The organism is Borreliella americana (assembly GCF_021043605.1).
Lineage (GTDB): Bacteria > Spirochaetota > Spirochaetia > Borreliales > Borreliaceae > Borreliella > Borreliella americana.
In genome coordinates this window covers 1-4,847 of the sequence record NZ_JAJNFB010000033.1, presented here as the reverse complement: position 1 = coordinate 4,847, position 4,847 = coordinate 1, and the positions used below count along the sequence as shown (strand labels likewise).

The window sequence follows — 4,847 nt, the reverse complement described above, 5'->3', positions numbered from 1 at the left end:
ATAGTTAATAGTTAATAGTTAATAGTTAATAGTTAATAGTTAATAGTTAATAAATACTTTTGATTAAGATTATACATAGCAAAAAAGCCCAATATGGGCAGTTCCGTTTACAACGAACAAATAGTATAGGAAATTAAATCCTAACCGGGTTAAATGTTATCATAATGTGCATTATAAATCAATAGGTTTATTTTTTATTTTTTATTTTTTATTTTTTATTTTTTTCATACTCAATTATAAGCTCAGATAAAACATCTCTCTTTTCTTTATAAATTTTTTCAATAATAAAATACAATCTTTTAGTATCTTGTTTACAGAAATTATATAACTCTTTATCCTTTACTAAAATTCTAATAGGAATGCTTTCATTATCGCCTTCAGGTTCACTATGGCCATCTTCGTTTAAAAAATTTTTAGCTTCTATATCTCTTAACACGGCCTTAAAGCCCACTTCTTTTATTTTATCAATAGACACTTTACCCTCTAGAACTTTTTGATAAATTTTTAAATACCTATAAGCTTGACTTTTTGCAACTTCAAAAGATTTTATGAAATCATTAAAACGAGCAAAGCCATCGTATTTATATAATTCTTTTTGTTTAATTTCATATAAAATTTTCATTCTTTGAATTTTATTATTAATATCATCTTTTAAATTATACTTAAGTTGTTCCTTTAGATTATTATAATTTGCTAACTCTTTGTCTTGATCATCATTTAAACTTATTTCTTCGTTGCAATTCCCAAAACGATTACTAAACAATGCTTCTTTATCTTTTTCGGCTTTTATTTTCATTTTAAACTCCCCATTTTTTTATATTCCCCCGGGGGAATATAAAAAAATGTTATAAATCTAAGATATTTTTTAATACATTTTTTGCTTCTTTATAATATTTGCTCTTTATATCTGGTTCCAAACGATTAATTATAAAAACCTTTATGCTATTATAATAATGAATTTTACCTTTTATATAATTACTATATCGTCTATATAGAGCATTTTCAACCTCTTTAAGTATATTCCTATTTTTAATAAATTGATTTACAACAATAGAAATATTGTAGCTTTTATCTGTAATTTTTTGCATTAATATTTCTAAACTTTCTATTGACCATGTTTCAGGTTGAACTGGAATAACAATGTGATTTGTGGTATTTAATGCATTTTTTAAAATAAAACTAAAGCTGGGGGGAGTATCAAGGAAAATATAATCAAAATTATGGTTTAAGACATTTTTATCTAAACAAAACCTCAATAAATTTTCTTTATTATCTAAATTTTTATCATTAAATTCATCAAGAAAAGGATGTGATGGAATTATAAAAATATGATCATTAATTTTGCTTACACATTGATCAAAATAAGCATTTCCTATTAATAAATTATAAATGTTATTTTTATCAAAATTAAAAACATATTTTCTAAAATATGAAGTTAAAGCATTTTGTGAATCCATATCAATAAGTAACACTTTTTTGCCCAAATCCTTTAATACATAAGAAAACAGTATTGATAGGGTACTCTTACCTACACCTCCCTTAAGATTTGCTATTGTTATGATATTTGATTTTTTTCTATCCATTTATATATTACTCCTTTATTTTTTAGCTTTTTACTGTAAAATTTATATACGGTATTTTCCATTCTTTTTATATGTTCTAAATTAAACTTATAATATTTGGTACTTTCTTTATCTTTTTTTCTTAATAGCGTTCTAAGAGACTGAATATAACACTTAATAGATCCTTTGCTAAATTTAAATTCTAAATAATAAAGTTTTTTTATTACATAAGATTTATTATTTTTTCTTAAAAAAAAAGGCTTTTCTAATTTGTCCCATCCATATTTTATTCCTAAAAACTTATTGCCTTCTTTTAGAGGGAAAAGATTAAATAAATAATAATTTTTTTTATTATTAAGTTTTTGGAAAGTTAAACTTAGCTTATTGTCTTTATTGGCAATTCTAAATTTTACTAAATATTTAAAGATTTTTGTATAATATATTTTTTTATTATCTATTTCTTCAATTCTAAAAAAGGCAGTTCTTTCTTTTGTTTCTTTATTTAGATTCTTGTTATATTCTGCCTCTTTCTTACTTGTCATTTCTTTTTTTCTTGCTTTTAGTTTTTCTAGTAAATCACTCAAACTTTAGCTCCTTTTCTAAAATTTTATTTAGAATGTTGTTGGCTATTTCTTTTACATTTCCGCTGAAATTGGTTTTTTTATTTGTTTTCCATTTAGAATGGTACAAATCTTTGAATTCTCCTGCAAGTAAGTAAAAGTCTGTTTTATAGGGAGCATATTTTTTCATAAAGTGAATTTTATTTCTATATTCTTTAAGTTTACTCAAGAAGAAAGATAAAATATCTTCCTTCTTATAGTCATATGACAAATAGTTTGAGAAATCTTTGTAATTAAAAAGTGTGTTTTTGTAGGTTTTTTCTGGATTTTTAGTGTTTTTTGTTATACTTCTAATCTCTTTGGTTATTTCTTCAGGTAATTTTAACCTTTTTTCCAAATTATTTTTTGTTAACTTTTTTTTGGTTTTTTTAATTTGTATTTTTTCTTTAGTACAGGATTTTTTAAAAATATTTTCAATAGAATTCTTATTATCTATATTATTATTATGATTTATATATACAGTAACATTTTTAGTTACATTTTGTGCATCAAGCGTGTCTTTCTCCTCTTTTATTTTTCTATAGAGGGCTGCTTTATGCGCCTCAAAATAAGCATTGATTAATTTATATGCAATAGGCGACACCTTATATATACATAATTTCCCTTTAAATTTTCCCAAGTTATTTGAGAATGTTAATATTTTTTTTTCAATTGCTTTTATATGGCTTAAAAATCTTAGGTCTTCTCTTAAGGTTCTTATTACAGTTGGTTTATAGCCCTCTTTACTTATATTAGAGTTTAAAACTCTAAGTATATCTATTTGATGATGAGGATAAAGCGCTTTTAGTTTTTCAGAATTAAAATGAATTCTATATATTGAAATATCATATTTTTTTTCAAAACTTTTATTTAAGTAATTAATTACTGAAATAATTTTTTTGAGCCTTGAATCTTTTGAAAGTAGTTTATTGGTATTGATTTTGTGGTTATGGTTAAGCAAATTTAATGCCATCTTAATCTCCTATTTGTTCGTGTAAATAAGTATTATTATGTATAAAATATGTAAAAATTTCAACCTCTTTTTTTTAATATTTTTTATTGTTTATAGATGATATATTGGTTTTAAGCTTTCTTTTATGAATTCTTTTATTGTAATTGTTTAATCTAAGAGTACTTATAGCATTATTTGTTTTGGTATTTATTAACAACAAGTTTGATCTTTTTAAGATCAGATTTAAATAGATTTTGTTCAATTTTTTTAACTTAAAATATAACTCAGCATGCTTTTATTTGTTTTGGTTATGTAATTAGGTGGCCCAAACTCCGTTCTATTTCGGGTTGTTTTATTTTGAGCGTGCATACTTGAATTGTGATTAATTTTATTAAAGTTATTGAGTAGATTTTCTAAATTGTTTCAGCATGTTTAGCGTTTTGCATTTTTAAGGGGTTTTAAGGATTATCTATATATCCCTTAAACAAGGATTTTTATTGTCTATTTTATAAAAGGAAAAGATATATAATTATTTAAAAAATATATATATCTTTTAAATACATTTTTGTTTAATAAAAAAAGATTGGATTTTTAATTGGTTTTTGATAGTTTTTTGTATACCAATAGTTATTGGTAATTTGCCAAGGTTTTTATAAGTTGCTAATAATTTTTACCAAATCATCCATTTTTATTATATATGCAGGATTAAAACAATTCCCTATATTACTATCGCTATCAGCGCGGGCATTATTAGGGAAAATAATAATAGACATTTTTTAAATTTATATATTATTTAAAGACACTTATATTAATGTTAAAATTATTTTATTTCTTGGTTTTTGGCATCTTTTGCTCCAAAAACTTCTCACATTGAGTAGTATTTTTAAAGACATAAACATTTTCTCTTTAACTTTTTAAAAGTTTTTTGGGTTTTTACCAATAAAAGAGGCAAGCGAAATGCGCTTTAAATTTAGTTTAAAAAATAATAGCTATATTGTTAAAATTATAAATAGCAATCTATTTTATAGAGCTTGACTAACTGGTACGATGACCAAAAAATTAATATTTTTTTAAAAAAGATTACACTCTTATTTATTTTGTCATATCTCTTTAATAGATATTTGTCAAAAAACCAAAAACACGTATCTTGTACAGTAAATCGTAGGGCATTTAGATATTTTAACCGCTACGCTTTATGCCTACACATTACCTAATATTAAAAAGAAGTTTTAATTAAAAAGAATAGGATTTTGTATTAATAAGAGTATTAAAAATTAGTTTAATAGATGATAAAAATACTATAAAGGAAATGTTTCATGCTGATTTTATATATAAGAATGTAATATTATCTATCATAAGAATAAAAAATATAATCTTAAAAAGGAGCGGTGAAAGTACTTATTTCCTTGTTTTATGAGGTCAAGAATATATAAAAAAGATTTTCTAATAAATTAGAGCAATTAAATTTATTAGATTTTTTAGTGATCCAAAGAAACTAAAATTGGTTTAAGATTTTAATAGAGGTTTTAGTAATTTATAAATAAATAAATATACTAAAAAGAAATATAAGAAAAGTAGATAGCAATGGATGTTTGGTAGGGGCAAAAATTTATTTGTATCTTTAATTTAAGGATGTTTTATTAAAACCAATTTTAGTTTTAATAAAACCAAGAAAATCATCACCTATGTTTTTTGTTTCTTTTTTAAAAGAAATACAAAGTGTATCTGTATATT

Annotated in this window: 4 protein-coding genes; all 4 read right to left on the bottom strand. The window is 22.8% G+C overall.

The annotated features are described in order from the left end of the window. Positions 1-208: 208 nt before the first annotated feature. From LRB30_RS05480 to LRB30_RS05465, 4 genes are read right to left on the bottom strand one after another with little or no spacing between them, the layout of a single operon-like run. Positions 209-796: a chromosome replication/partitioning protein gene (locus LRB30_RS05480; RefSeq protein WP_231013967.1), complete on the bottom strand. Its 588-nt coding sequence runs from the start codon at positions 794-796 to the stop codon at positions 209-211. 49 nt (positions 797-845) lie between these two features. Continuing rightward, a complete protein-coding gene (locus LRB30_RS05475) occupies positions 846-1,583 on the bottom strand; it encodes a ParA family protein (RefSeq protein WP_231020067.1) in 738 nt (245 codons plus the stop codon). Further along, positions 1,556-2,146, bottom strand: a complete 591-nt coding sequence (locus LRB30_RS05470; protein WP_231013964.1) for a DUF226 domain-containing protein — start codon at positions 2,144-2,146, stop codon at positions 1,556-1,558. The genes LRB30_RS05475 and LRB30_RS05470 overlap by 28 nt, the downstream gene beginning before the upstream one ends. Further along, positions 2,139-3,134, bottom strand: coding sequence for a plasmid maintenance protein (locus tag LRB30_RS05465; protein ID WP_231020064.1), 996 nt, complete (start codon positions 3,132-3,134; stop codon positions 2,139-2,141). Before LRB30_RS05465 ends, LRB30_RS05470 begins: the two co-directional genes overlap by 8 nt. Positions 3,135-4,847 lie beyond the last annotated feature (1,713 nt).